This window comes from Glutamicibacter sp. JL.03c, assembly GCF_025854375.1.
In the GTDB taxonomy this organism is placed as follows: Bacteria; Actinomycetota; Actinomycetes; order Actinomycetales; family Micrococcaceae; genus Glutamicibacter.
Genome location: NZ_CP107575.1, coordinates 2,518,169 through 2,543,530, shown reverse-complemented (window position 1 = coordinate 2,543,530; position 25,362 = coordinate 2,518,169). Strand labels below are relative to the sequence as shown.

At 59.7% G+C, this 25,362-nt stretch carries 27 protein-coding genes; 18 read left to right on the top strand and 9 right to left on the bottom strand.

Features of this window, described 5'->3' with window-relative positions; all coding sequences use genetic code 11:
* The first annotated feature begins 44 nt into the window (after window positions 1-44).
* The 4 genes from OF385_RS11800 to OF385_RS11785 all read left to right on the top strand — a co-directional run bounded on the left by OF385_RS11800 (window position 45) and on the right by OF385_RS11785 (window position 2,732).
* On the top strand, window positions 45-482 hold the full coding sequence (locus OF385_RS11800; protein ID WP_264275532.1) for an ArsR/SmtB family transcription factor: 438 nt from the start codon (window positions 45-47) through the stop codon (window positions 480-482).
* Between the two features lie 189 nt (window positions 483-671).
* Window positions 672-2,015 carry an NADP-specific glutamate dehydrogenase gene (gdhA, locus tag OF385_RS11795; RefSeq protein ID WP_264275531.1) on the top strand — a complete coding sequence of 448 codons (1,344 nt, stop codon included), beginning with the start codon at window positions 672-674 and terminating at the stop codon, window positions 2,013-2,015.
* Between the two features lie 254 nt (window positions 2,016-2,269).
* Window positions 2,270-2,494 carry a helix-turn-helix domain-containing protein gene (locus OF385_RS11790; RefSeq protein ID WP_022874253.1) on the top strand — a complete coding sequence of 75 codons (225 nt, stop codon included), beginning with the start codon at window positions 2,270-2,272 and terminating at the stop codon, window positions 2,492-2,494.
* 139 nt (window positions 2,495-2,633) lie between these two features.
* The gene (locus tag OF385_RS11785; protein ID WP_005504750.1) at window positions 2,634-2,732 is read left to right on the top strand and encodes a 30S ribosomal protein bS22; all 99 of its coding nucleotides are present in this window, start codon (window positions 2,634-2,636) and stop codon (window positions 2,730-2,732) included.
* 101 nt (window positions 2,733-2,833) lie between these two features.
* Here the strand turns inward: OF385_RS11785 and OF385_RS11780 are convergent, their stop codons facing one another.
* Window positions 2,834-3,640 carry an HAD family hydrolase gene (locus tag OF385_RS11780; protein WP_264275530.1) on the bottom strand — a complete coding sequence of 269 codons (807 nt, stop codon included), beginning with the start codon at window positions 3,638-3,640 and terminating at the stop codon, window positions 2,834-2,836.
* A gap of 62 nt (window positions 3,641-3,702) precedes the next feature.
* On the opposite strand from OF385_RS11780, the gene OF385_RS11775 reads away from it, so the two are divergent.
* Together OF385_RS11775 and OF385_RS11770 are read left to right on the top strand one after the other, a co-directional pair.
* Window positions 3,703-3,948: a glutaredoxin family protein gene (locus OF385_RS11775; RefSeq protein WP_319019097.1), complete on the top strand. Its 246-nt coding sequence runs from the start codon at window positions 3,703-3,705 to the stop codon at window positions 3,946-3,948.
* 66 nt (window positions 3,949-4,014) lie between these two features.
* The gene (locus OF385_RS11770) at window positions 4,015-4,650 is read left to right on the top strand and encodes a redox-sensing transcriptional repressor Rex (RefSeq protein WP_022874250.1); all 636 of its coding nucleotides are present in this window, start codon (window positions 4,015-4,017) and stop codon (window positions 4,648-4,650) included.
* A gap of 94 nt (window positions 4,651-4,744) precedes the next feature.
* Here the strand turns inward: OF385_RS11770 and OF385_RS11765 are convergent, their stop codons facing one another.
* Window positions 4,745-5,503 carry a hypothetical protein gene (locus OF385_RS11765; protein ID WP_264275529.1) on the bottom strand — a complete coding sequence of 253 codons (759 nt, stop codon included), beginning with the start codon at window positions 5,501-5,503 and terminating at the stop codon, window positions 4,745-4,747.
* A 176-nt stretch (window positions 5,504-5,679) separates the two neighbouring features.
* Here OF385_RS11765 and OF385_RS11760 point away from each other — a divergent pair, with 176 nt between their 5' ends.
* From OF385_RS11760 to ccsB, 5 genes are read left to right on the top strand one after another with little or no spacing between them, the layout of a single operon-like run.
* Complete coding sequence (locus tag OF385_RS11760; protein WP_264275528.1) at window positions 5,680-6,342, top strand: histidine phosphatase family protein; 663 nt, start codon at window positions 5,680-5,682, stop codon at window positions 6,340-6,342.
* 4 nt (window positions 6,343-6,346) lie between these two features.
* Window positions 6,347-6,970 (top strand): TlpA family protein disulfide reductase, encoded by a 624-nt coding sequence (locus OF385_RS11755; RefSeq protein WP_264275527.1) that lies wholly within the window; start codon window positions 6,347-6,349, stop codon window positions 6,968-6,970.
* An 8-nt stretch (window positions 6,971-6,978) separates the two neighbouring features.
* Window positions 6,979-7,734 carry a cytochrome c biogenesis CcdA family protein gene (locus OF385_RS11750; RefSeq protein ID WP_028268355.1) on the top strand — a complete coding sequence of 252 codons (756 nt, stop codon included), beginning with the start codon at window positions 6,979-6,981 and terminating at the stop codon, window positions 7,732-7,734.
* On the top strand, window positions 7,734-9,362 hold the full coding sequence (locus OF385_RS11745) for a cytochrome c biogenesis protein ResB (protein WP_264275526.1): 1,629 nt from the start codon (window positions 7,734-7,736) through the stop codon (window positions 9,360-9,362). Before OF385_RS11750 ends, OF385_RS11745 begins: the two co-directional genes overlap by 1 nt.
* On the top strand, window positions 9,355-10,419 hold the full coding sequence (gene ccsB, locus OF385_RS11740; RefSeq protein WP_264275525.1) for a c-type cytochrome biogenesis protein CcsB: 1,065 nt from the start codon (window positions 9,355-9,357) through the stop codon (window positions 10,417-10,419). The genes OF385_RS11745 and ccsB overlap by 8 nt, the downstream gene beginning before the upstream one ends.
* Before the next feature lie 147 nt (window positions 10,420-10,566).
* Here the strand turns inward: ccsB and OF385_RS11735 are convergent, their stop codons facing one another.
* Window positions 10,567-11,010, bottom strand: coding sequence for a PLD nuclease N-terminal domain-containing protein (locus OF385_RS11735; protein ID WP_264275524.1), 444 nt, complete (start codon window positions 11,008-11,010; stop codon window positions 10,567-10,569).
* Between the two features lie 53 nt (window positions 11,011-11,063).
* Between OF385_RS11735 and OF385_RS11730 the strand changes: the two genes are divergently transcribed.
* Entirely contained in the window at window positions 11,064-11,351 is a 288-nt protein-coding gene (locus tag OF385_RS11730) for a DUF4229 domain-containing protein (RefSeq protein ID WP_264275523.1), read from the top strand.
* A 111-nt stretch (window positions 11,352-11,462) separates the two neighbouring features.
* On the opposite strand, the gene OF385_RS11725 is transcribed toward OF385_RS11730, so the two are convergent.
* The 3 genes from OF385_RS11725 to OF385_RS11715 form a co-directional block, all read right to left on the bottom strand.
* Window positions 11,463-12,347, bottom strand: a complete 885-nt coding sequence (locus OF385_RS11725) for a 1,4-dihydroxy-2-naphthoate polyprenyltransferase (RefSeq protein WP_264275522.1) — start codon at window positions 12,345-12,347, stop codon at window positions 11,463-11,465.
* A gap of 75 nt (window positions 12,348-12,422) precedes the next feature.
* A complete protein-coding gene (locus tag OF385_RS11720; RefSeq protein ID WP_264275521.1) occupies window positions 12,423-13,550 on the bottom strand; it encodes an AMP-binding protein in 1,128 nt (375 codons plus the stop codon).
* Window positions 13,551-13,578: 28 nt separating this feature from the next.
* Window positions 13,579-14,541, bottom strand: coding sequence for a 1,4-dihydroxy-2-naphthoyl-CoA synthase (locus OF385_RS11715; protein WP_264275520.1), 963 nt, complete (start codon window positions 14,539-14,541; stop codon window positions 13,579-13,581).
* Between the two features lie 136 nt (window positions 14,542-14,677).
* On the opposite strand from OF385_RS11715, the gene OF385_RS11710 reads away from it, so the two are divergent.
* The 3 genes from OF385_RS11710 to OF385_RS11700 are packed head-to-tail and all read left to right on the top strand — an operon-like array spanning window position 14,678 to window position 17,572.
* Window positions 14,678-15,901: a thiolase family protein gene (locus OF385_RS11710; RefSeq protein ID WP_264275519.1), complete on the top strand. Its 1,224-nt coding sequence runs from the start codon at window positions 14,678-14,680 to the stop codon at window positions 15,899-15,901.
* Between the two features lies 1 nt (window position 15,902).
* Window positions 15,903-16,697, top strand: coding sequence for an enoyl-CoA hydratase/isomerase family protein (locus OF385_RS11705; RefSeq protein WP_264275518.1), 795 nt, complete (start codon window positions 15,903-15,905; stop codon window positions 16,695-16,697).
* A 2-nt stretch (window positions 16,698-16,699) separates the two neighbouring features.
* Entirely contained in the window at window positions 16,700-17,572 is an 873-nt protein-coding gene (locus OF385_RS11700; RefSeq protein ID WP_264275517.1) for a 3-hydroxyacyl-CoA dehydrogenase family protein, read from the top strand.
* A gap of 80 nt (window positions 17,573-17,652) precedes the next feature.
* Here the strand turns inward: OF385_RS11700 and OF385_RS11695 are convergent, their stop codons facing one another.
* Window positions 17,653-18,555 (bottom strand): serine protein kinase RIO, encoded by a 903-nt coding sequence (locus OF385_RS11695; RefSeq protein WP_264275516.1) that lies wholly within the window; start codon window positions 18,553-18,555, stop codon window positions 17,653-17,655.
* A 140-nt stretch (window positions 18,556-18,695) separates the two neighbouring features.
* Here OF385_RS11695 and OF385_RS11690 point away from each other — a divergent pair, with 140 nt between their 5' ends.
* From OF385_RS11690 to OF385_RS11680, 3 genes are all read left to right on the top strand, one after another.
* Complete coding sequence (locus OF385_RS11690) at window positions 18,696-19,418, top strand: tyrosine-protein phosphatase (RefSeq protein WP_264275515.1); 723 nt, start codon at window positions 18,696-18,698, stop codon at window positions 19,416-19,418.
* 115 nt (window positions 19,419-19,533) lie between these two features.
* Window positions 19,534-21,657 carry a phenylacetic acid degradation bifunctional protein PaaZ gene (gene paaZ / locus OF385_RS11685; RefSeq protein ID WP_264275514.1) on the top strand — a complete coding sequence of 708 codons (2,124 nt, stop codon included), beginning with the start codon at window positions 19,534-19,536 and terminating at the stop codon, window positions 21,655-21,657.
* Window positions 21,658-22,337: 680 nt separating this feature from the next.
* Window positions 22,338-23,756, top strand: a complete 1,419-nt coding sequence (locus OF385_RS11680) for a carbohydrate-binding module family 20 domain-containing protein (protein WP_413468156.1) — start codon at window positions 22,338-22,340, stop codon at window positions 23,754-23,756.
* A gap of 55 nt (window positions 23,757-23,811) precedes the next feature.
* Here OF385_RS11680 and OF385_RS11675 read toward each other — a convergent pair whose 3' ends face one another.
* Together OF385_RS11675 and OF385_RS11670 are read right to left on the bottom strand one after the other, a co-directional pair.
* The gene (locus tag OF385_RS11675) at window positions 23,812-24,552 is read right to left on the bottom strand and encodes a nicotinamide mononucleotide transporter family protein (RefSeq protein WP_264275512.1); all 741 of its coding nucleotides are present in this window, start codon (window positions 24,550-24,552) and stop codon (window positions 23,812-23,814) included.
* A gap of 192 nt (window positions 24,553-24,744) precedes the next feature.
* Window positions 24,745-25,362, bottom strand: coding sequence for a TetR/AcrR family transcriptional regulator (locus tag OF385_RS11670; protein ID WP_264275511.1), 618 nt, complete (start codon window positions 25,360-25,362; stop codon window positions 24,745-24,747).

Here is a 25,362-nt window from a genome sequence, read left to right as displayed (position 1 = left end):
CTAAATCAATGGCCCCGTGCTCATATGCCGTTAGGGTTATGTATGTGGCAATTGATGAAGTATTTTCGGCGTTGGCAGAGCCAACCCGTCGCAAGATTATTGAAGCGCTCAAGACCGAGCCAAAAGCCGTAGGTACCCTGGTCACCGAATTGGAGATCTCGCAGCCTACGGTTTCCAAGCATCTGAAGGTATTACGCGAGGCTCAGCTGGTGAGCATGGCGGCTGCTGGCCAGCGCCGCATCTACAGCATTGACACCTCTGCGCTCGAAGACCTGGTGCATTGGTGTGCCGATCTGGTTCCAGTGCCAGAATCTGAAGCGTCGGTCGACGAGCAGCAGCCGAATTCGAGTACGCAGCTTTCTGCCGGAGCCAACCCGACCGCCCAGCAAATCAGCCGCAGCGTCGGACGCGGACTGGAGCAAGTGACCGGCCGAGCCCAGGAGTTCCTGGAGCGGCTTCCCCGTTTTGGGCGCCGCCGCTAGCTGAATGCCCTATCCTCTCGGGCACCTCCGATCAGAATGGCCAATGAATCACGTTACGGCCGTGTTTCTGATTTATAACAAAGGATTTTTCCTCGTGGTGCCCAGCGTGGCATTCTCATGAACGGGGCAGTGACGCCGGGTGCGAGGTTCCTCAGGCGCTTGTTCCTGTCCCATGATGAGGAGAGAAACTTGGACAAGCACTTAGCTACGATTCGCGACGAGGTCTTCCGCCGCAATCCTGGAGAAGCAGAATTCCACCAGGCCGTCACCGAAGTTTTCGACAGTCTTGAAGCGGTTTCGCTCAAGCACCCAGAATACGCCGAGGCCGCCATTCTGCAGCGCTTGTGCGAACCCGAGCGACAGATTATTTTCCGCGTGCCATGGGTAGATGACCAGGGCCGCGTCCAGATCAACCGCGGCTTCCGCGTCGAGTTCAACTCCGCACTGGGCCCATACAAGGGCGGACTGCGCTTCCATCCCTCGGTCTACCTGGGCATCGTGAAGTTCCTCGGCTTCGAGCAGATCTTCAAGAACTCCCTGACCGGTATGCCTATTGGCGGCGGCAAGGGTGGTTCGGACTTTGACCCGCGCGGCAAGTCCGACGGGGAAGTCATGCGCTTCTGCCAGTCCTTCATGACCGAGCTGTACCGCCACATTGGCGAGTACACCGACGTTCCCGCAGGCGACATTGGCGTAGGCGGCCGCGAAATCGGCTACCTCTTTGGCCAGTACAAACGCATCACCAACCGCTACGAATCCGGTGTGCTCACCGGCAAGGGCCTAAGCTGGGGCGGTTCACTGGTTCGCCCGGAGGCCACCGGCTATGGAGCGGTGATCTTCACCGAGGAGATGCTCAAGACCCGCGGCCAGTCCTTCGATGGCCAGCGCGTCATTGTTTCCGGTTCGGGCAACGTGGCCATCCACGCCATTGAGAAGGCCCAGAACTTGGGTGCCAAGGTGGTGACCGCATCCGATTCCGCCGGGTTCATCGTCGATGAGGGCGGCATTGATCTGGCGCTGTTGCGCCAGATCAAGGAAGTCGAACGCGGGCGCATTTCCGAATACGCGCAGCGCCGGGGCACCGGCAAGGTCAAGTACGTCGCCGGCGGCAGTGTTTGGGATGTGGCCGGCACCGTGGCGTTGCCTTGCGCCACCCAGAATGAACTGGGCGAGGAAGCAGCCAAGAGGATGGTGGCCGCTGGCACCATCGCGGTTGCCGAAGGTGCCAATATGCCGACTACTGCCGAGGCCACTGCGATCTTCCAGGATGCCGGCGTGCTGTTCGGCCCTGGCAAGGCTGCCAATGCCGGTGGCGTGGCCACCTCCGCACTGGAGATGCAGCAGAACGCCAGCCGCGACGCCTGGACCTTCGAGCACACCGAGCGCCGCTTGAGCGAGATCATGGTGGGCATCCACGACAGCTGTGCCGCCACGGCCGACGAGTACGGCATTCCAGGCAACTACGTTGCCGGTGCCAACATCGCAGGCTTCGTGAAGGTCGCTGACGCCATGCTTGCACAGGGCGTGATCTAAGAAATTTTGCTGCAATGATCCGCACGGCACCCCTAGTTGATCTGGGGCTTGCCGTGCGGATTGTCTCGTTTCAGCAACAAAATATTGATTCTGAAGAGACCTGAAGTGTTTCGTGATGCAAAAGTTACTATAGTGCGATTAGACTAGGACAAAGCGAACGTGAACCAGATCGCCGATGTTGATCCAAAGTCGTGTAAGTTCACCTTCGCTAGTAACGCGACGAAATAGAGATCAGCGTCAGGAGAATATCCCGCATGACGGATAAACAGAATTTTGCAGGAGCCCGTTTCATGACGGTGGCCGAAGTGGCTGACATGATGCGTGTTTCCAAAATGACGGTTTATCGGCTGATTCACGCAGGCGATCTGCCTGCCGTTCAGTTCGGCCGCTCCTATCGCGTTCCAGAGAACGCTGTGGAATCCTACCTCAGCGCTGCGGCTATTGATCCGCAGCACGGTACCGGTTCGTACGGCCGATAGTCCGCGCGATGGTCAGAGCATGGCCGAAAAGCGGGTAATCTATTAAGGAACGTTTAACGTCCGGTCAACCTTGTCCTTTTGCTTGCGTGCAAGCAGGTACTTTGGGTTGGCGCATTTAATTAGTTTGTGAGGAACCATTATGGGCTCTGTTATCAAGAAGCGCCGCAAGCGTATGTCCAAGAAGAAGCACCGCAAATTGCTTCGTAAGACTCGCCACCAGCGTCGCAACAAGAAGTAAATCTACTTCGAGCACTTTGCCGCCAGGCAATCATCGCCACCGATTAGCAGTTCAACTGCAAACGGTGGCGATTGCTTTATCCGAAGCCTGCCGGTGGCCCGCTAAGAGCCGGAACGGCGCAGGATTGAGCGCCGTGCAGCCCACAGTGCCCCGAGCACGCCAGCGGCACGCAAGCCGAACTTGGCGGCCCGCTGGCCCGTTCGGAAGTCATAGACCTGCCAGCCGCGGCGCTTGGCGTAGGCGCGCAAGCGGGCATCTGGATTAATGCAGACCGGATGGCCGACAGCTTCGAGCAGCGGAACATCGTTATACGAATCCGAGTACGCCCAGGAACGCGACAGCGAGATCCCGCGAGCCTTCGCCAGGGTCCTGACAGCCTGGGCTTTTTCCGCCGCGTGCAGGATCGGGCTGGCCAACGCACCGGTGTATAAACCATCGCGGCTTTCCACCACCGTGCCCAATGCGCCCGAAAGTTCGAGGCGATGTGAAATGACATTCGCCACTTCCAGGGGAGTGGCAGTCACCAGCCATACCTCGCGGCCGACACGTAAATGCTGGCGGGCAATGGCCACAGTGCCCGACCACAATTTCGGCTCGATGTACTCGTCATAGATCTCATTGCCGATTTGCTCGATCTCAGCCACCGGAATACCGCGCACCATCATCAACGCACGGTCACGGATCTGATGGATATCTCCCAGATGCTCGCCGCGGGCAGCGAAACGCAGCTGCTTCAACGCGAACCAGAGGATTTCCCGGAAACGGAAGAAGCGGTGCTCACGCAGCTTGCGCGCCAGCAAATACAGCGAGGCCCCGCGAACCAAGGTGTTGTCCACATCGAAGAAGGCGGCAACTTTTCCGGGTGCCGGGGCGGCCGGTTGAGCGGTGGTGTTATCGGTGGAAGGCATTTGACCCAGTTTATTTCATCGTAAAGTTCAAGCGCGGTTACGGCTCGTGAGATTATAGTCAGGTGAGTACATTGCATCAGATCCAGCTGTTGGTTCGAAAAGACTGCCATCTATGCCATGCAGCACGGGCAACAGTTGCTGAGGTAACGAGCCGATTGAATATGGAATTCTCCGAACTCGATATCGACGAGCATCCGGACCTTCTGGCCAAGCACCACGAAGAAGTGCCGGTGCTGTTCATCGACGGACAAGTCCGGGATTTCTGGACTATCGACCCGCAACGCCTGGAAAGACTGCTCAGCAACTAGTCGCAGCCATGAGAATGACGACGCGTCATGCTCGAATAGCCCAATGGAAAGAGCAGGAGAATCAAGATGTCTGAGCTTGAAGCTCGTGTCCTGCCTGAAGCAACGTTGGCTCGACTTACCCAATACCTGCGTGCGCTCAACGCCCTGGAAGCCCAGGGGTTGGAACGGACCAGCTCCGGAGTGCTAGCCAAGGAAGCCGGTGTGAACCCTTCAATTCTGCGCAAGGACCTGTCCTGGCTGGGATCCTATGGAACCCGCGGGGTCGGCTACGTGGTTCGCGAACTAGCCGAGCACATCAGCCGGACCCTGGGTTTGAACCAGGACTGGAAAGTCGCCATTGTCGGCGCCGGTAACCTCGGCCGTGCCTTGAGCGGCTACGCCGGATTCACCTCGCGCGGATTCAACGTCAAAGCCATCTTGGATGTTGACCCGAACCTGATCGGCGAATCTGTCGGCGACTTGCGCGTGGAATCGATCAGCGATCTTGCCACGGTGGTTGCCCGCGAAGAGATCAATATTGCCGTGCTTGCCGTGCCCGGCGACGCAGCCCAGGACCTGGTTGATTCGCTCGCGGATCTTTCGGTGCGTTCGGTGCTCTCATTCGCGCCCAAGCCGTTGAAGGTACCGGCTGGCATGAATTTGCGGCGGGTCGACCTGTCGACCGAATTGCAGATTTTGGCGTACTTGGCAGTGCAGGGCTAGATCGTCCCGATACGCAAAAGGCGTTGTTGTCTCCGTCGTGATTGACGAAGACAACAACGCCTTTTCTTGCCTTGAGGACCTTTAGGACCTGTCTTTACCGGTAGCCGGCGCGACGAGCCATGCGACGCTGGGCGATGTAGTCCGAGGAAGGACGCAACCACGAGAAGACCACGCCTGCCACACCGAGCAGGACGCCGATGACGTATACGGCGTTCAACGCGCCAGCCTGGGTGTCGGCAAACATGCTGATCATTGGAACCGTGGAGAACAGGCCCAAGAGCGAGAGCACCGCCAGGATAGTGGCGATGATACGCATGGCACCTATGCCGCGGCCCACGAAGAAGCCGACCAGGAAGTACAAGATCACGGAGATCACGGCACCGACCAAGGCGAAGCTGGTCATCATGGTGTTTGCTTGGGAGATGAATGCTTCGGGGCTGCTCATCATCTGCTGCAAGGTCGGATCCTGAGCCATCTCAGGTGTCGACTGCATCTGGTTCTGCAGTTCCTGCTCGACCAGGGCCCACTGCGAGGACACCATGTTCCCGAACATGTTCGAGGTGGAGATCATCCAGCTGGCAATCGCTCCGACAATGCCCGAAAGCAGGATCAGCAGGAAAGCGATCTGCAGGGTCTTGGGGCGTTCCGCAGGCGGCTGCACGGCTGCGTAGCCGCCCTGGTTCGGGTACTCATTGAAGCCTGGTGCCACAGGGGACTGCCCGTAGGGATTCTGGCCGTACGGGGACGGCTGTTGCGCGTAGGGGTTCTCCCCATACGGGTTCGGATGCTGGTTCTGACCCGCAGAGTCCGGATTGTAGGGTTGGCCCGGTTGATTCGGATCGTAGTTGCTCATGTTTCATCATCCTTTAGGTCAAATTGCCTTTATAACTAAGAGTAGTGGCATGGCTTTGTGAGCAAGCCCTCCGAAAGGATGGTTTTTCCATATGGGAATCCCATGCATGCGCTGTGAATAGTTGATGGTGGACACAATATGTCTATTTCGCACCGAATATTTGAGACACTGGAAGCATGCCTTTAACGACCGTCCATTTGTTGCGCCACGGGGAAGTTTTGAACCCCGACCGTATCCTCTACGGACGGATCCCCGGCTTCGGGCTTTCGGAGCTCGGTTTCAAGATGGCTGATGCCGCCGGCGAGTTCTTCGCACAACGCCAAGGCGAAGGGGCCAACGTGGTTCGCCTGGTTGCTTCGCCGTTGATCCGCGCGCAGCAAACCGCGGCGCCCACCAGCCGCCTGCTCGACTTGCCCATTTACTCTGACGATCGCGTCATCGAGGCAGGAAATAAGCTGCAGGGCCTGTCGAAGGTGGCCGAGCACTTGCGCCAGCCGAAGTACTGGCCGTTACTGGTCAACCCGCTCAAGCCGTCATGGGGTGAGCCATATGCGCAGCAGGTGCAGCGCATGCGCGAAGCCATGGACGAGCACCGTCGTGCCGCTGTGGCAGAGCATGGCGAAGGCTCCGAGGTCATCATCGTGAGCCACCAGCTGCCGATCTGGGTAACCCGGCGGGCGGCCGAAAAGAAGCCGCTGTGGCATGACCCGCGCCAGCGCGAATGCACCCTAGCATCCGTGACCAGCTTTGATTTCGAAGGGGACGAGTTGGTCTCCGTGCGTTACACCGAACCAAGCCCCGAGCTATTGGCCGGTGCCGCGAATATTCCAGGAGCCTAAGGACATGACTGATCCTGTGACTAATCCCCGCAATCTGAGCCGACGCACGATGTTGCGCTCGCTGATGGTGGCAGCCGCCATTGTTCCGCTGGCTGCCTGCAGCGGCAAGGAAGATTCCTTGACGGCGCAAGCCAACAGCGGTGACGGGAAAAACTACATCGCCGGCGATGGCGCCGTCGAAGAATACGATGTCGCCCAGCGGACCGATCCTGTGGATCTCAAGTCGAAGACCTACCACGGCACCGATGTCGACTTCAGCCAGTGGGAAGGCAAGCCAGTGGTCATGAACTTCTGGTACGCCGCCTGCGCGCCATGCCGCATTGAAGCGCCGGATCTGAAGAAGATCGCCGACAACTACGGCGACAAGGTCGAATTCATCGGCATTAACGTCCGTGATGAAGCCGAAGCGGCCAAGGCCTTCGAGCGCACCTTCGACCTTCCCTACGAGTCCATCCAGGACACCAATGGCGATGTCCAGCTGGCCATGACCAAGTACGTGCCGCTGCAGGCCGTGCCTTCCACGCTGGTTCTCGACCGCAAGGGACGGGTCCGCGCGCGCGTTATCGGCGCTGTGGATCCGGGCACGTTGAAGTCGCTGATCGATACAGCTCTGACCGAAAAGTTGTGATCCCTGCGGTGAGTTCTAATCCATTTGCTGACATCGTCCTGGACGGGTCGCTCGTACTTGCCGCGCCCGTGGCCATGTTGGCGGGATTGGTTTCTTTCCTTTCTCCCTGCGTTCTTCCCCTCGTCCCGGGATACCTCGGTTATGTCACCGGGCTGACCGGGGCGGACTTGAAGGAACACCGTCGCGGGCGGGTGATCCTGGGGATCCTGCTCTTCGTCTTGGGATTCTCTGTCGTCTTCATTGCCGCCGGCGTGCTCTTCAGCCAGGCGACGGCGTGGCTGAGATTTAACGGTTCGTGGGTCACCCAGGTCCTGGGACTCGTCGTGGTGTTCATGGGCGTGGTGTTCATGGGCGGATTCTCCTGGATGCAGCGTGACCGCAAGATCCACAAGAAGCCGCCTGCAGGCTTGTGGGGCGCACCGGTGCTGGGGCTGACCTTCGGCCTGGGCTGGGCCCCATGCATCGGCCCGACTCTGAGCGCCGTGCTGATCATGTCCACCGGAACCGATGCGAATGTGGCCCGGGGAACCCTGCTGACGGTGTTCTATTGCCTCGGACTTGGATTGCCTTTCATCCTGATTGCCTTGGGATTGCAGCGGGGAATGCAGGCACTGGCGTTTTTCCGGAAGCATCAGTTGTTCATCATGCGTTTTGGCGGCGCCCTGCTCATTGCCCTTGGCCTGGTCATGGTGACCGGCCTGTGGGGCACGTGGGTTTCAGAACTGCAAAACTGGTTTGCCAATGAAGTGAGGTTGCCAATTTAATGGCGAAACAACAACGGAAACTCAAAGGCTCCCAGGACGCTCCGGCGTTGGGATTCGTAGGGTTCATGCGGTGGATCTGGACCCAGCTGACGTCCATGCCAACAGCATTGTTTTTGCTTTTGCTGCTGGCCGTTGCGGCAGTTCCGGGTTCCATTTTCCCGCAGCGGGCATCCAATCCCGAAACGGTCGTGCAGTATCTGGACCAGCACCCTGTTGCTGGTCCATGGCTTGACCGTTTCCAGATGTTCGAGGTGTATTCCTCGGTCTGGTTCTCCGCCATCTACATCTTGCTGTTCGTCTCCCTGGTGGGCTGCATCGTCCCGCGTGTAAAGAAGCACGCCCAGGCGCTGCGCACCCCGCCACCGCGCACCCCGGCGCGGCTCGATCGCCTGCCGCAGTATGCATCGCATGAAATCCTCGAAGGCGAATCGGATACTCCGGATGATGACCAGGTCATCGAGGACTCATACAAGATTCTGAAAAAGCGCGGTTACCGCGTGGAACGCCGCGAAGATGCCAGCGGCCGGTCCGTGTCGGCCGAACGCGGCTACACCCGTGAGATCGGCAACCTGGTCTTCCACATTTCGCTGATCGGGGTACTGATCTCGGCAGCGATCGGCGGTGCCTTCGGCTACACCGGGCAGCGCGTGCTGGTGGAAGGGGAGACCTTCGTCAACTCGCTGGTGGCTTATGATTCGTTCACCCCGGGTACCACCTTTAATGCCGATAAGCTCCCGGGCTACTCGGTGAAGCTGGACAAGTTCGATATTGTCTTCGACCGTGAATCCGAGTCGCACTTCGGCCAGCCACTGGACTTCACCGCCCATGTGCAGGTGCGCAAAACTGCCCAGTCAGATCCGGTCAAGCAGGAACTGAAGGTCAACCACCCGCTGCGCATCAACGGCGCCGATGTCTACCTGGTCGGCAACGGCTACGCTCCGGTCATCACCGTGCGCGATGGCAAGGGCAACGTCTCCTATTCGGGCCCCGCGGTTTCGGTTCCGCAGGACTCGGTCTACACCTCGATGTTCGTTTTGAAAGTTCCCGATGCCAAGCCCGATCAGCTCGGTTTCCAGGGCTTCCTGCTTCCTACCGCTCTGGTCGATGAAAATGGCTTCGGCATTTCCGGTGACCCCAATGCGATCAACCCGCAGCTGCACCTGAACTCGTTCTACGGGGACCTGGGACTGGATGACGGCAATCCGCAGAACGTCTTCGTCCTGGACACCGAGAAGATGAAGAAGCTCAATAGCCGCGAGCTGGATGCCGGTGGCATCATCCTCGAAGCCGGCCAGACCTACCAGCTGCCAGACGGCAAGGGCAGCATCAGCTTCGATGACCTCAAGCGCTATGTCGCCCTGGATGTGAACTATGATCCGGGCAAGCTTCCGATCGGCATCTTCGCAGCGTTGGCCCTGCTCGGCCTGGGAGTTTCATTGTTCACTCCACGTCGCCGCGTCTGGGTCAAGCTGAAGCACGAAAATGGCAAGCGTACTATCGAATATGCGTTGTTGGCCCGTGGCGAGGATCCACGGCTTGAACGCGAAGCGGCAGAACTACAGAAGATCTTTGACAAGGCTTGGCCATTGGCGAGCCAGGAGCAAAACCAAGGAGCAGTAAATGGGTAACGCTGGGGCATTAGCACCGATCAATGAATCGTTGGGTGAATACAGCCAGCTGTTCATGCTGCTGGCAGCCATGGTCTACGGAGTAGTCTTCATCATCTTCGCCTTGGACTTGGCCAAGACCAACAAGTCGATCTCGGAAATGGACTCTGCAGCGCTCAAGCGCGACGAGGAAATGCTGGTTGGCGCCAACGGCGCGGTCACCGGAAGCGGACGCAAGCGCCGCGGCGAATCCGAGCGCGCGGATCACATCAGCGACGATATCGTGACCGACAAGATGAACTATACCGAGTTCTCTTCCAAGCGTCCGATGGCTCGAATCGCCGTGGTCCTGATGTGGCTGGCAGTGGCCCTGCATGGCTTTGCCGTGGTCTCTCGCGCCTTGGCTGCACACCGCGTGCCATGGGGCAACATGTACGAGTTCTTGACTACCGGCGCGTTCGTAGTTGCCCTGGTGTACGTGGTGGTGCTCATCGTCAAGGACCTGCGATTCATGGGGTCCTTCATTTCGGGGCTCGTCACCCTGATGCTCTGCGCCGCGACCATCGGCTTCCCAACGCCAGTTGGCCACCTGGTTCCCGCCTTGCAGTCGCCATGGATCGTGATCCACGTGTCCATCGCTGTGCTGGCCTCCTCGCTGTTTGCCATCAGCTTCGCCATGAACGTGCTCCAGCTTCTGCAGCACTCCCGCATGCACCGCTTGGCGGCAGGCCAGAGCGACAAGCTGCCATTCATGCGCGTCGTACCTGGTGCTGGCGCGCTGGAGAACTTCGCCTATCGCATCAACACCATCGCCTTCGTCATGTGGACCTTCACCGTGATGGCCGGAGCCATCTGGGCCGAAGCCGCGTGGGGACGCTACTGGGGCTGGGATCCAAAGGAAGTATGGTCCTTCGTGATCTGGGTTGTGTACGCAGGCTACCTGCACGCACGCGCCACAGGCGGCTGGACTGGACCACGTTCGGCATGGCTGTCGATTGTCGGCTTCCTGTGCGTGATCTTCAACTTCACCATCGTGAACATCTTCTTCGACGGCCTGCACTCCTACGCCGGAGTCTAGGTTTTAGAACCCAGTAAATAAGCAATGAGCGATACCCCTGATGGGGTATCGCTCATTGCTTTAAGCAGAATTGGGCGCCAGGCCTTGAACGGGCCTAGGGCTGGGCTGTCGGCTCAGGTTGCCCTGCGCAAGCAGTGGAACGGGGTTCTAGGCCTTGGCGTCGGGAGTGTCGCTGTCGGTGTCCTCCGGCTTGGGTGAAGGCTTCTTAGAACCGGTTGAGTCGTCAGGCTTGGGCTTCGCGGTGGAATCGTTTTCCTTGGAATCCTTGGCCTGGGATTTGAGTTCTTGCTCACGGGCTTTTGCATCGGCTTCCCGCTGCTGCTGGCGGCGCCAGACTTCGAGCTGTCGAAGGAAATCCTCGTCGTCATCCGGCGCGGTTTGCTGCGTTGCCTGCTGGTTGCGCTCGTTGACGGGCCGACCCAAAATGAACCACAATACAGCGCCGACCAGTGGCAGGATGATGATCACCACGGCCCATGCCGACTTCGGCAGCGAGCGCACGAGATGCTTCGGCGCACGGCTGCATTCGATCAACGTGTAAATCATCAAAGCGACCGAAACTACTGCTGCGAATATGAGAATGCGGACCATGATTCCATTCTAGTGATAATCCGGTACACAGCTTCATCGGTAAACTTGAAGCTATGCAGTTTCTGAAATATACAGTTCTTCGCCTGGGCATTTTCTGCGCGGTATTCCTGGGCCTGTGGCTTGGCTTGAACTGGCCAATTTTTGTTGCCGGAATCATTGGATTGATTTTCGCCTTCGCCATTTCCTACTTGTTCTTCAACAAGCTTCGGCTCAAGGCGAACGAGGATGTGCGCAGGGCGTTCAATAAGACCTCCGCGAATAAGACCAGCAAGCAGCTGGAGGAGGAAGCCATCGAAGACGAATTTGACGAGTCCCAGCGCAAGACGCAGCCGCCTGCCTAGAGATTTTGCCGCCAGCCTTGGCACACAACGAGAAAAGCCTTGGCTTGCCAGTACCAATTCAATGGACTGACAAGCCAAGGCTTTTTGCTGCTCGGGAGGATCCGAAGCGACTTAGAAGTACACGTCGAGGACGATCGCCAATGCGAAGAGAACGGCGTAGACCATGTTCAGCACGCCCGTTTGCTTCAGCACCTGCACCAGCTTGGGGAGCTCATGTTCACGCAGCATCAACATGGACGGGGAGATCGCGGGAATGAAGGTAACCAAGATCAGCCAGAGCCAGGGGAAAGTGCCGGTTGAAAGCAATGGCAGCAAGATGGCCACCGCGAGCATCAGGACATAGCTGAGCCGGGCATTGCTTTCGCCCAAGCGGACTGCGAGGGTAATTTTCCCGACCTCTTTATCGGTGGGGATATCTCGCACGTTATTGGCCATGAGCAGTGCACAACCGATCAGGCCGGTGCCGATGGCGCCCCACAACGAGGTGAGGGTCAGTTCATTGATCTGGGTGAAGGTAGTACCCAAAGTCGCGACGAGTCCGAAGAAGATGAAGACGTAGATATCGCCTAAACCGCGGTAGCCGTAAGGATTCTTGCCTCCGGTGTATCCCCAGGCCGCGAAGATCGCGGCGACGCCCACCAACAGCAGGGGCCACGATGATGAGATGATCACCAGGGCCAGTCCGCAGGCCGCTGCCAGGCTGAAGCACGCGAAGGCGACATTGCGCACGTTCTTCGGATCGGTGAGCTTGGAGCCGGTCAAGCGCAGCGGCCCCACTCGCTCATCGTCGGTGCCCCGGATGCCGTCTGAGTAGTCGTTGGAGTAGTTCACTCCGATCTGCAGCAGCAGGCCGACCAGCAACGCGAGAACACAGCGGATCCAATGAATGGTTCCGGTCTCGCCCAGGGCGGCCGCGGTGCCGATGACTACCGGGGCAATGACGATAGGCAAGGTGCGCAGGCGGGCACCCGAAACCCATTGGGAAAGTGTGGCCACTTTCAGTCCTTTCAGGGCAAAAGAAAACTCGTACCCTCTAGTTTCCCGCGATTAGGCGGGCAAGGCGAATCGAGGCTAATCCCGGACCGCTAATTCATCAATGATCAGGCGGCGATTGAACTTGCCGTTGGGCAGCAGTGGCAGGCCCTGCGGGTAGTGGCGCACGTGCTTGGGCACCGCTTCCTTGCCCAAGGTGCGGCGCACCGCATCGAAAGCATCTTCGGTCTTGGTGGGGCCGGAATAGGCCAGGCCAACGCTTTGGCCCCATTGGGGGTCTGGCACGGAGACCACCAGGGCCTGGGTGAAGAACTCTTCCAGGAGCCCCTCGATTTTCGACGCTGACAGCTTGATGCCGCCGGTATTGATGACATCGTCAATGCGGCCCACGATGCTCAAGCGCGACCCCTGCACGGTGCCCAGATCGTCGGTGACATACCAGCGCCGGCCGTCATGTTCCACGAAGTGCTCGGCGGTGGCCTCCGGAGCATTGGCGTAGCCATCGGCCAGCATCGGGCCGGAAACCCAAATGCGCGAATCATGCTCGGCCAGCTGTACGCCGGGAAGCGCGGTGCCGTTGTAGGCCAGTCCACCGGAGGTTTCCGAAGAGCCATAGGTCTGGAAGATCTTCAGCCCATGATGTCGTGCGCTGACCATCAGATCCTTGCTGGCCCGTGCCCCGCCCAGCAAGATGGCGTCAAAACGCTTCAGAGCCTGCAAGGTGGCCGGGGCCGGGTTATCGAGCAGCCGAGCCAACTGGGTTGGCACCAGCGAGGTCAGCCGGCGGGTTTCGACCATCTGGTCGGCGGCCTGGGTGAAAGCGGTAGCCGAAAAGCTTCCGTCCAGGTCCATGATCACGGGCTTGGTTCCGGCGAAGAGCGAGCGGGTGAGCACGCTGAGCCCGGCGACGTAGTGCACGGGAAGAGCCAGCAGCCATTGGCCCTCGAAGCCCAGGAATTCGGCGGTAGCCTGCGCGCTGGAAGCCAAGGCTTCGACGCTGAGCACCGTGCGCTTGGCCCGGCCGGTGGAACCCGAAGTCCGGACCACGGCCATGGGCTGCTCGAAGCCGGGCAGATCCTCCTGGCTCAGGTACTCGATGCGCCAGCCGGCCTCGGTGGAGTCATCGATGATGACTTCCACCGCTGGCCCGTTGTCGTTGGCGGCGCTAGCCAAGGCGGCGAGCAATTCTTGGTGCAGTGCGTCCATGTAGTTGTCCTTGTGCCGGTGCTGACGCTTAGAAGTAGTACGGGTAGCCAGACCAGTCGGGGTCGCGCTTGCCCAGGAACGCGTCGCGTCCTTCTACTGCCTCGTCGGTCATGTAGGCCATGCGGGTCGCTTCGCCGGCGAAGACCTGCTGGCCCGCCAGGCCGTCATCGGCCAGGTTGAAGGCGAACTTCAGCATGCGGATTGCCTGGGGCGACTGCTTGGCGATATCCGCAGCGTATTCCAAAGCGACCTCTTCCAGGCGCTCGTGCTCCACAGATTCATTCACTGCGCCCATGCGTACCATATCGTCGGCGGAGTATTCGCGGGCGAGGAAGAAAATTTCGCGGGCGGTCTTCTGGCCAACCTGGCGGGCCAGCAGGGCAGAGCCATAGCCGGCGTCGAAGGAGCCCACGGTGGCATCGGTCTGCTTGAACTTGCCGTTTTCCTTGGAGGCGATGGTCAGGTCCGAGACCACGTGCAGGGAATGCCCGCCGCCGGCGGCCCATCCGTTGACCACGCAGAGCACCACCTTGGGCATGGTGCGCATGAGCCTTTGCACCTCAAGGATGTGCAGTCGTCCGGCGCGGGCTGGGTCGATCGATTCGCGGGTTTCGCCCTCTGCATAGCGGTATCCGTCGCGGCCGCGAATGCGCTGGTCTCCACCCGAGCAGAAGGCGTGTCCGCCGTCCTTGGGGGACGGGCCGTTGCCGGTGAGCAGCACCGTGGCCACATTGCTGGTCATCCGCGCGTGATCCATGGCGCGGTAGAGCTCGTCCACGGTATGGGGGCGGAAGGCATTGCGCACCTCGGGGCGGTCGAAGGCGATGCGCACCGTCGGGAGGTCTCGCACGATGGTGCCCCGGTCATCGCGTTCCACTTGGCGGTGGTAGGTAATGTCGGTGAAATCGAAGCCTTCGATCACTCGCCAACGAGTGGGATCAAAGACGTCGGAAACCTTCTGGGGCAATGCTGAATTATTCTGGCTACTCACCCTATGAATGCTAGTCGGTTTCCCTCCGATCTCTAAGAATCTGAAATAGCTGAAGCCCATGACTTTATTATTGAACGAATGGTCGGTAAGTTTAGGTGTTGAGGATCACCAAGCAATTTTGGCCCAAGGAGTACACATGACTGAAGCATTTCTCGTCGGCGGGAGCCGCACCCCGGTAGGGCGCTATGGGGGAGCCTTGAGCTCAGTGCGCCCCGATGATCTTGCCGCACTGGCGATCCGCGATCTCATCCAGGACTCCGGAATCGACCCGGCAGCGGTTGATGAAGTGATTCTCGGCAACGCCAACGGCGCCGGTGAAGAGAACCGCAATGTTGCGCGCATGGCATCGCTGCTGGCGGGATTGCCGGTAAGTGTTCCTGGCATCACCGTCAACCGCCTTTGCGCGTCGGGAATGAGCGCCATCACCATGGCCAGCCACATGATCAAGGCCGGAGCCGCCGACGTGGTGATCGCCGGCGGCGTGGAATCAATGTCCCGCGCCCCATGGGTCATGGAGAAACCCGATAAGCCTTTCGCCAAGCCCGGTGCAGTCTTCGACACGTCCATCGGCTGGCGCTTCACCAACCCGCAATTCCTTTCCGGGCAGCTGTCACGAGATGGCAAGGCGACCTACTCCATGCCGGAGACCGCAGAAGAAGTGGCCCGCGTCTACGGAATCTCCCGCGAGGACTGCGATCAGTTCGCTGTTGATTCCCACGCCAAGGCCATGGCCGCCATAAAGGCCGGCCACTTCCGCGACGAAATCGTGCCGGTGGCGGTCAAGCACCGCAAGGGGGAAACCATCGTGGATACCGATGAGGGCCCGCGCCCGGGAACGAGCATGGAAGTGCTCTCCGGCCTGCGCCCGGTCGTGAGCGGCGGCGAGGTGGTGACCGCTGGGAATGCCTCCTCGCTGAACGATGGCGCCTCGGCCATCCTGGTGGTTTCAGAACGCGCCCTGGAAAAGTATTCGCTGACTGCGCGTGCCCGCATCATCGACGGGCAGGCCGCCGGCCTGGAACCGGAGATCATGGGCATGGGACCGGTGCCGGCAACCCGCAAGGTGCTCGACCGCGCAGGGCTGTCGATCGGGGAGCTCGGCGCCATGGAAATCAACGAGGCCTTTGCCAGCCAATCCCTGGCCAGCATGCGCGAGCTCGGCGTGGACCCGCAGATCGTGAACCGCGACGGGGGCGCCATTGCATTGGGCCATCCGCTGGGATCCAGCGGATCGCGCATCGTGATCACCTTGCTGGGCCGCATGGAACGAGAGCTCGCGACAGCGCAGCGCAAGCTGGCGGTTGCCACCATGTGCGTCGGCGTGGGGCAAGGATCGGCCATCTTGCTGGAAGGAGCCTAAAGTGGGAAGCCTCGATAACGGATTCCAGACTCTCAAGCTGAACGAAACCGATGACCGGCTGTGGGTCCGGCTCCACCGGCCCGAGGTGCGCAATGCGATCGACCAGACGATGGTCGATGAGCTGCATGTCGTCTGCGATGACCTGGAAAGGAATCCCAAAATCCTGATCCTGGCAGGCACAGCCAGCCAGGCGCCCAGCGATGCGAATCCCAAGGGAAGCAAGGGGATCTTTGCATCCGGTGCCGACATCTCGCAATTGCGAGAACGCCGCCGTGATGACGCGCTCGCTGGGATCAACTCCGGGATCTTCGATCGTGTCGCCAAATTGCCGATGCCCGTGATCGCCGCACTTGACGGATTTGCCCTGGGCGGGGGAGCCGAGCTGGCCTACGCCGCGGATTTCCGCATCGGCACCGAAGAGCTGCGCATGGGCAACCCCGAAACCAACCTTGGCATCATGGCCGCGGCCGGGGCGACCTGGCGGCTCAAGGAGCTGGTGGGCGAACCCCTGGCCAAGGAGATCCTCCTGGCTGGCAAGGTGCTCACCGGCCAGCAGTGCCTGGAAGCAGGGCTGATCACTGAACTGCACCCGGCCAGCGAACTGGACGCGGCGGCTGAGGCACTGGCTGATCGCATTGCGGCCCAGGATCCTTTGGCTGTGCGGATCACCAAGTCGGTATTCCACGCTCCACGTGAAGCCCATCCGGTCATCGACACCTTGGCCCAGGGAATGCTTTTCGAATCCCAAGCCAAGTTTGATCGCATGCAGGCATTCCTCGATCGAAAGAAGAAGTAACCATGAGCGCAACCAATAACTTTTTGACGGGCCAGCTACCCCAGGACAGCGGCGTGCTCGGAGGCGGCCGCATGGGCGCAGGCATCGCCCACGCCCTGCTGATCAGCGGCAGCACGGTGGTTGTCGTCGAGCGCGACGAGGCCTCCGCGCAGGCTGCCTATGAGCGGGTCACCGAGTCCGTCGACAAGTCCATCGCCCGCGGGGTCGTGCGCGAATCCAAAGACGAGCTCATGCAGCGTTTCTCGGTGAGCACGGACTACCAGCAATTCGCCACCGCTCAACTGGTGATCGAGGCCGTTCCGGAGATCTGGGACCTGAAGGTCTCCTCGCTGCAGGCCGTAGAGCAGGTGCTGGCTCCGGAGGCAGTGCTGGCCTCGAATACTTCCTCCCTATCGGTCAACGGGCTGGCCAAGGAATTGGCCCGGCCTGGCAAGTTCCTCGGGCTTCATTTCTTCAACCCGGTGCCAGCCTCGACGCTCATCGAAGTGGTCATCGGCGAGCAGACTGAGAAGAACCTGGTTGATGCATCGCGCGGCTGGGTGCAGGCGCTGGGCAAGACCGCCGTGGTGGTCAATGACGCTCCGGGCTTCGCTTCCTCGCGCCTGGGCGTTGCCATCGCCCTGGAAGCCATGCGCATGGTGGAAGAAGGCGTGGCCAGCGCCGAAGACATCGACAATGCCATGGTCCTGGGTTACAAGCACCCGACCGGCCCGCTGAAAACCACCGACATTGTCGGCTTGGATGTGCGTCTGGGAATCGCCGAGTACCTCCATGAGACCCTGGGGGAGCGATTTGCTCCGCCGCAGATCCTCAAGGACATGGTGGCTGAGGGAAAGCTGGGCCGCAAGAGCGGCCGGGGCTTCTACAGCTGGTAGGAAACCCGCCATGCAAGCTTCAGCGACGAGGGCCTCCGCCAGTCAGCAATGACCGGCGGAGGCCGTCGTGCTTCAGGAGCCTAGAAGAGATGTCCTAGCAGTGAAGCAAAGAGCTCATCTGGGTCTTGCGGCAGGCCCTTGGAATCAAACCACTCGCACAGATTGACGCAGTCGCGGTGCAAGAAGTCCATGCCTTGCGGATTTCCCGCCAGATCCACGCACTGCGGAACATCGATGACCACCAGGCGCTCGCCGGAAACCAGGAGGTTGTATGCGGACAAGTCGCCATGGGCAATCCCCATTCCGGCGAACTTCTCCAGGGCGTCAGTGAGTTGATCCCATAAAGCGGGAAGCCGCGGATCAAAGCGCGCAAGCTGTTGCAAACGGGGTGCTGCCGCCAGCGGATTGTCCGGGTCGGCAATAAATTCCATGAGGATCTCGGTGCCGTCAATCTGCACCGGATATGGCACGGGAATGCCGGCTTCGTAACAGCGCAAGAGATAGGTCCATTCCGCGTTGGCCCACTGCAAAGCGGCGATGTCCCGGCCGTAGGCGGAATTGTTGCTGATGGCTCGCTTATCGCGCGACCGCCGGGCAGACCTGCCATCGCTATAAGCTTGCGAACGGCTGAATTGCAGGTGGTCGCGGGAGCGATAGCGTTTGGCGGCCAACAGGCTTGAGCGCTCCTCCGTTGCTCGTTCCAGCAGGAAGACGTCGCCTTCTTTGCCGGTTTTGAGGATGCCCAATTCGGTGTCCATGGCAGCGGCGTCCTCAATCAGCCACAGCGGGTATGGCTGCGGCCCGCGCATGCCCTTTTCGATAAACGGCCAGGTGGAGTAGCGCTGGCCAGCCGATGGCTCATCTGAGGATGATTCGTTCCACACGGGCTTGTGCCTGCGGAATTTGAGTTTGGTATCAGCGTCAGTGAAGTTGGACGAGATTACCTGCGAGCTGGTGGTTGGTTTTCCAGCAGGAAAATGCATTGGGATAAGTCCTTAGAGAAAGAGATCAATGACCGGGAATGGCGGTAAGCAATCATCGTTACCCCTCCTTCAATAGACTCATTGGCAATTGCCAATGACTAGAACTCTACAACAGTCAATCAGTATGTTGCAATGGGTAAATGAGCCAGGGCCTGAACTATCAAAAGCAAAGCGGAGATCTGGAATGGGAAGGATCCGTGAATGCGCGGCACATTTGCGGAGCCTTTTATCGAATGGGCCGCCACGAGTGGCTTAGCGTCCAAGGTTGGCAGCAAATGCACGAGGACGGCATCGGCAAGGTCGTGGACCTGCGCAACCCCGATGAGATCCACCGACGCGAGCATGACCCCGCGGTGCCCCAAGCAACGTTCTCCGGCATTGAACTGGTGAACCTTCCACTGGAGACGCCCGGCAATACGAGATTCGAATCCATCGCCGTGCCATATATGAATCACACCGGCATGTACCGATTGGTGTGCGAAGAATTCGGCGACCAGCTGCGCGCAGTCTTCGAGAATTTGGCGGATTCCCAAGGCTCAACCGTGATCCACTGTTCGGCAGGCCGCGACCGCTCTGGCTTGATCGCCACCATGCTGCTGGATCTCGCAGGCTCCCGGGATCAGATTCTCGCCCATGATGAGCTGGCGGTGCGCGGCATCAACGAATGGCATCGCGTCTCGCCCAGGAAGCATCCCTATGAGAGCTATCAGAGTGAAGGGGAACTGCGGGAAATCATTCGAGGCAGAGCCGCAGCCCTATCGGAATTCTGTGCATGGCTTGGTTCGGCCCGCTCCTATTTGCTGGCCCAGGGCGTGAGCGAGAAGAGCCTGGAGCGATTGAGTGCTCTGGCGCGGAATTCCTGAGTGGCGGGAGGGGCGAAGAATTCGCGCGGAGGGCAATTTGAGGTGTCCCCGGTCACGCTCTTGCTGATAAGGTTAAGTCTAATACTGACCGACCGTTCAGGAGGGAATTGTGTCAATGTCGACAAAAAAGATCAGCGTGGTACCCAGCTTTATCGCCGGAGAATGGCGGACCCCGCAATCCGAGGGCGGAACAGAAGTCCGCGACGCCAACACCGGAGAACTTCTAACCACCGTCACTAACGACAAGCTGGATGTTGCAGCGGCCGTGGACTACGGCCGTGGCACCGGGCATCAGGAGCTGGCCAAGCTTTCCTTGCATGAGCGCGCGCTCAAGCTCAAGGAACTTGCGCTGTATCTAAACGAGCGACGCAAAGACCTTTACGAGATATCCTTCAAGACTGGCGCCACCAAGACCGATTCCATGGTGGATATCGATGGAGGAATCGGCGTTCTGTTCACGTTCTCTTCCAAGGGCCGCCGCGAGCTTCCCAATAGCAATGTCATCCTGGACGGGCCAACAGAACCGCTGAGCAAGGACGGCTCTTTTATCGGCACGCATGTCTACACCGCAATGAGTGGTGTCGTGGTGCAGGTCAACGCGTTCAACTTCCCGGTATGGGGCATGCTCGAGAAGTTTGCCCCGGCGTTTATTGCCGGTGTTCCCACCATCGTCAAGCCAGCGACTCCAACGGGCTACCTCACCGAAGCGGCTGTGAGGCTAATGCTGGAATCAGGCATCCTTCCCGAGGGTTCCCTGCAGCTTCTCTCGGGATCAGCCCGCGACCTGATGGACCACCTCGACTACCGTGACATGTTCGCCTTCACCGGCTCGGCCGCCACGGCCAGCAAGTTGAAGTCCCATCCAAATGTCATCGACGGGGGAGTGCGCTTCGCGGCAGAAACCGACTCCCTCAACGCGGCCATCCTCGGTCCTGACGCGGAAGAAGGAACAGCGGAGTTCGAGGCCTTCATCAAGGTTGTCGTCACTGAGATGACCTCCAAGGCTGGCCAGAAGTGCACCGCGATCCGCCGCAACATCGTGCCTTCCCGCCTGGTTGATCCGGTCATTGCCGCCATCGGCCGGCGAATCGACCAGCGGGTCGTCATTGGCGACCCCCGCGTCGAGGGCGTGACCATGGGCGCCCTGGCTTCCATGGAGCAGCTGGCTGATGTCCGTGCCGCAGTGCAGGACATGATTGATGCCGGAGGTGAGCTAGCCTATGGCCGCCTGGATGCCCCGGCCGTACGCGTGGCGCCAGAACGCGACGCCGTGGCCGAATCCGGTGCCTTCATGTCTCCTGTGGTTCTACGTTGGGCCGATGCCCGCAATCCACTGGTGCACTCCCGCGAGGCTTTTGGCCCGGTCAGCTCCGTCATTGGTTATGAGAACCTGGACGAAGCCGTGCAGCTGGCCGCCATGGGTGCAGGCTCGCTGGTGGCCACCGTGTGCAGCAACGACGCCGACGCCGTGCGTTCACTGGCCCTGGGGATCGCGGCCCACCATGGTCGCGTACACATCCTGAACCGGGAAACCGCGCGATCAACGACCGGCCACGGTTCACCAGTTCCTCACCTGGTCCATGGAGGTCCGGGACGCGCCGGTGGTGGCGAGGAGCTGGGAGGAATCCGATCGGTGAAGCACCATATGCAGCGCACTGCCGTTCAGGGCTCGCCGAATATGCTCACTGCGCTCAGCGGCGTGTGGCATAGCGGCGCTGAACAGCGCCTGGCCGGATGCGAAAAGTTCGGTGGCCAAGCGCAATACACCCACCCGTTCCGCAAATCGCTGGCCGAGCTGCAAGTGGGCGATGGCTTCGCCTCTGATCTGCGTGTAGTGAATCTTGAAGAAATCAGCGAATTCGCCGAGAAAACCGGCGACACCTTCTACGCGCACACCGATGCAAAAGCTGCCGAAGCGAACCCGTTCTTCCCTGGGATTGTCGCCCACGGGTACCTGCTCGTGTCGTGGGCTGCCGGCCTCTTCGTAGAGCCAGCTCCGGGGCCTGTGCTAGCCAACTACGGACTGGAATCCTTGCGCTTCATCACCCCGGTCGCAGCCGGCGATTCGATTCGCGTGACCCTTACGGCCAAGAAAATCACGTCGCGAGTCACCGATGAATATGGCGAGGTCGCGTGGGACGCGATCTTGCACAATCAGAATGATGAGATTGTCGCGACCTACGATGTCTTGACCCTGGTGGAGAAAGAAGACCTCACCTACGCCAACTTCGGTAGCTAAAACGCAACTCCAGCAAGGGTGGATGCCGTCAACCGCGGCATCCGCCCTTTTTGCATGCTCGGAGTTGGGGCGGAATTGCCGGATAGCAGTGTAAACGTTTCCAACTATGGCAATGCCTGGCGCAGGATGAAAATTTTTTTTGGCAATCCAAGTGGGCATTTGCGCGGATTTAAGGTATTTACAAAAATTTACTTATTGGAGAGAGCTTAGAAAACGCTTACAGTTGTGTCGCAGGTCACGCGTTGATGGGGGGCGTGTGGTTGAGCGATCCCGACCCCGCGTCGGCCAATCGCAGCCAGATCATCACAACAAAGGAGTTATCTGTGGGACTTTTGCCATCAAGCGCCAAATCAACACGACGCCGGCGCCGCGCCAGGACGGTGAAGCCAGTCGCGGCACTCGGCGCCTCGCTGGCCCTGCTCGCCGCACCGTTGTTCGCAACGCCCGCCCAAGCCGCCACCCCATCCAATGACGGCAAGGATGTCATCCTCAACTTGTTCCAGTGGAACTGGAATTCGGTGGCCCAGGAATGCAAGTCCAGCATCGCCCCAGCAGGATATGGCTACGTCCAGGTCTCACCTCCCGCCGAGCATTTGCGCGGCACGGCATGGTGGACCTCCTACCAGCCGGTGAGCTACAAGGTGGACTCGAAACTGGGCCACCGCGAAGAATTCTCCGCCATGGTCAAAAGCTGCAATGACGCAGGCGTCAAAGTGATCGCAGATGCCGTGGTCAACCACATGACCGGAGCCGGGCAGACCGGTACTGGAACCGCAGGCTCGGCTTACTCCGACGACAACTTCCCGGAGTACTCCGCTCAGGACTTCAACGATTGCCGCACCAACATCACCAACTATGCCGACCGCTGGCAAGTGCAGCACTGCCGCCTCGTGGGCTTGCAGGATCTGAAAACCTCCAGCAGCTACGTCCAGCAAAACATCGCTGACTATCTTGATGATCTCGTATCGCTTGGCGTATCCGGATTCCGCATCGATGCCTCGAAACACATTCCCGCAACGGACCTCGAAGGCATCAAATCCAAGATGAAGAACCCCGGAGTGTACTGGGTCCACGAGGTGATCGGGGCGTCGGGTGAACCGATCCAGGAAAGCGAATACCTCGGCAGTGGAGACTCGCACGAATTCGACTACTCGCGACAGCTCAAGCATGACTTCGACGCGCAAATCGCCAACTTGCGCTTCATCGGCGACGGCAAGCTGACCAGCGACCGGGCCGGTGTTTTTGTCACCAACCACGACACCGAACGCAATGGCGAATCCATGAACTACAAGTGGGGAGCGAAGTACCTGCTGGCCAATGTCTTCATGCTCTCCTGGCCTTACGGATCGCCCACCGTGTACTCCGGATTCGCCTTCACCGACAAGGAAGCAGGCGCTCCCGGCGCCAGCGACGCATCGGTCCCCAATGCCAGCTGCGACTCCTCCGCCTGGACTTGCGAGCAGCGGCAAGATGAAATCACCGGAATGGTGGGCTTCAACAACGTCGTCGGCGACGCGGCTGTCAGCAATTGGTGGGACGACGGCGGCAACCAGATCGCGTACGGCCGAGGCAACAAGGGGTTCGTAGCCATCAACAACACCTCGGCAGCAACCACCCGCGAATACACCAGCACGCTGGCCGCCGGCACCTATTGCGATGTGGTGGCCGGAGGTGATTGCTCAAGGACCATCACGGTAGGTGACGACGGTAAGTTCACCACTACACTGCCTGCCTACGGCGCCATGGCCCTGCACGTCGGCGCCGTATCTGATGCAGGATCGGGAACCCCGGAGCCGGTCGAGGACACCGCTGACGTCAGTGTCGCTATCACAGCCCAAACCGTCATGGGGCAGAACATCCGCATGGTCGGCGACCAGCCGGAACTAGGCAGCTGGGATCCGGCCAAGGCGCCTCAGCTATCCGCTGTCAACTACCCGAGCTGGACCGGAACGGTGAACCTTCCGGCAGAAACGCGGTTCGAGTACAAGTACGTCACGTACGACCAGAGCGGCAATGCCACGTGGGAATCAGGGGCTAATCGCACCGCAACCGTGAATGCGGACGGTTCCCTGAACCTTGACGACAGCTGGCGCAATTAGCCATAAGAATGATCCCGCCCCAGTTCACACTGGGACGGGATCACTCTAGGTTCAGCTATTTTTCGGTCTTGGCATTCAGCTTGTCCAAGGTTGCCTGCTTGGCTTTTTGCAAGGCCAGCTCTTCCTCGTCCAGCTCGTCCTGCACCGGACCGGCAGCCTGGGCAGGAAGGCTGCGCCACAGGAAGTAGCCGTACGCTGCGGCCAGGGCGATGAAGACGTAGAGGCCGAGCATGCCCAGCATTGGCGAAATCAAGAAGTACACCACCAGGTCTGCGATAGCGGCTACAGCCAGCAACAACCAGCCTTCGCGCACGCCGCGAGCAATCATGACGAAGGAAGCGAAAATAGCGGCGTCAGCGAAGTACATCACCCAGACTTCCGGGGTGGCGGTCAAGAAGCCGGAGTTGAAGAGGAATGGGCCAAAGCGCAAGGCCACTAGTAGGATCAGGCCGACAACCATGCCTACGGCAGACCAGGGGGTAACCGGGGTTTTGGTCACTTCACGAGTGAACTTGCCGTGGAGCTTGAATTGCGAAAAACGCCATAGGCCGAAAATCGGCAGGAGCAGCAGCGGGATCGCGTAGATCAGACCCAGCAGGTCATACTGCAAGGCCGAGATCATGGGGCCAACAAATACCGAGAGGATCAGCGTCCACCAACCCAAATCATTGCGGTGCGCAAGAAGGATTGCGGAGACGAAAACTAGCAGCATGCTAGCGGCTGACAGCAGGATCTGGACGTAGGAACTACCGCTGTCTGCAGTAGCCATGAACAGGGTTTCTAAGAAGGAATCCACGGTGCTCTTCACTCGATCGATTGGCAACGACAGGTGCACAAGGCACCCCTTAGATGCTAACGGTGATTCCTGTGAGTCCGTAAATTCCCATAGGTTGGATACGCCACAGCGATCAAGCGCAGAATCCGCATCAACTCATTGAGGCTCCCTGCCCAAAAAGCAAGGAGCCTCAATGATGAGAACTGAGTGCTCCTACTCCACTACGGTGTGCAGGCCGTGGAAGAGCAATGACACCGCTTGTTCTTCCAGAGCCGAAGCCTCCAGCGGGCCATCTACCCGGTACCAATCCACTACCGAGTTGATCATGCCGAACAAGAGTCGGGCCGTGGCGCGTGGCTCCAAGTCATCTCGAAGCTTCCCGTCGCTTTGCGCGGCCGTGACCAACTCAGCGAGCTGGCGGTCCATGGCACGGCGGCGATCCAGTGCTTGGCGCTCCAACTCGGTGTTGCCACGCAGACGCAGCAGCAAGGTCACATAGGGACGCTTTTCGATCAGGATGCGGATGGTTGAGCGCAAGAAGAATTCCAAACGCTCGTCGGCACTGCCCTCGTGTGTGCGCACCTCGGTGATGACCGCTTCCAAGGGGAAGAGCGCTTCGTCCAAGGCGAGGCGCAACAAGTCTTCTTTGGAAGGAACGTGATGGTAAATCGCGGACTTGCTGATCCCCAAGCGGTCGGCAAGCCTGCCCATGGAGGTCGCGTCGTAGCCGTATTCGTTGAATGCCTCGACGGCAATTCTCAGTACGGTTTCCTGGTCGTATCCGGGGCGCCCGCGTTTCACCGGGTGGCTGGCAGTGTCGGTTGTGTCCAT

Bases quoted from the DNA above. Each gene is read 5' to 3' on its own strand.
- ccsB (WP_264275525.1), top strand. From the start codon at position 9,355: ATGGGTAACGCTGGGGCATTAGCACCGATCAATGAATCGTTGGGTGAA.
- OF385_RS11730 (WP_264275523.1), top strand. From the start codon at position 11,064: ATGCAGTTTCTGAAATATACAGTTCTTCGCCTGGGCATTTTCTGCGCG.
- OF385_RS11790 (WP_022874253.1), top strand. From the start codon at position 2,270: ATGACGGATAAACAGAATTTTGCAGGAGCCCGTTTCATGACGGTGGCC.
- OF385_RS11690 (WP_264275515.1), top strand. From the start codon at position 18,696: ATGAGCCAGGGCCTGAACTATCAAAAGCAAAGCGGAGATCTGGAATGG.
- OF385_RS11760 (WP_264275528.1), top strand. From the start codon at position 5,680: ATGCCTTTAACGACCGTCCATTTGTTGCGCCACGGGGAAGTTTTGAAC.
- OF385_RS11745 (WP_264275526.1), top strand. From the start codon at position 7,734: ATGGCGAAACAACAACGGAAACTCAAAGGCTCCCAGGACGCTCCGGCG.
- OF385_RS11765 (WP_264275529.1), bottom strand. From the start codon at position 5,503: ATGAGCAACTACGATCCGAATCAACCGGGCCAACCCTACAATCCGGAC.
- OF385_RS11700 (WP_264275517.1), top strand. From the start codon at position 16,700: ATGAGCGCAACCAATAACTTTTTGACGGGCCAGCTACCCCAGGACAGC.
- OF385_RS11670 (WP_264275511.1), bottom strand. From the start codon at position 25,362: ATGGACACAACCGACACTGCCAGCCACCCGGTGAAACGCGGGCGCCCC.
- OF385_RS11680 (WP_413468156.1), top strand. From the start codon at position 22,338: ATGGTCAAAAGCTGCAATGACGCAGGCGTCAAAGTGATCGCAGATGCC.
- OF385_RS11780 (WP_264275530.1), bottom strand. From the start codon at position 3,640: ATGCCTTCCACCGATAACACCACCGCTCAACCGGCCGCCCCGGCACCC.
- OF385_RS11710 (WP_264275519.1), top strand. From the start codon at position 14,678: ATGACTGAAGCATTTCTCGTCGGCGGGAGCCGCACCCCGGTAGGGCGC.
- OF385_RS11755 (WP_264275527.1), top strand. From the start codon at position 6,347: ATGACTGATCCTGTGACTAATCCCCGCAATCTGAGCCGACGCACGATG.
- OF385_RS11735 (WP_264275524.1), bottom strand. From the start codon at position 11,010: ATGGTCCGCATTCTCATATTCGCAGCAGTAGTTTCGGTCGCTTTGATG.
- OF385_RS11785 (WP_005504750.1), top strand. From the start codon at position 2,634: ATGGGCTCTGTTATCAAGAAGCGCCGCAAGCGTATGTCCAAGAAGAAG.
- OF385_RS11720 (WP_264275521.1), bottom strand. From the start codon at position 13,550: ATGGACGCACTGCACCAAGAATTGCTCGCCGCCTTGGCTAGCGCCGCC.
- OF385_RS11770 (WP_022874250.1), top strand. From the start codon at position 4,015: ATGTCTGAGCTTGAAGCTCGTGTCCTGCCTGAAGCAACGTTGGCTCGA.
- OF385_RS11695 (WP_264275516.1), bottom strand. From the start codon at position 18,555: ATGCATTTTCCTGCTGGAAAACCAACCACCAGCTCGCAGGTAATCTCG.
- paaZ (WP_264275514.1), top strand. From the start codon at position 19,534: ATGTCGACAAAAAAGATCAGCGTGGTACCCAGCTTTATCGCCGGAGAA.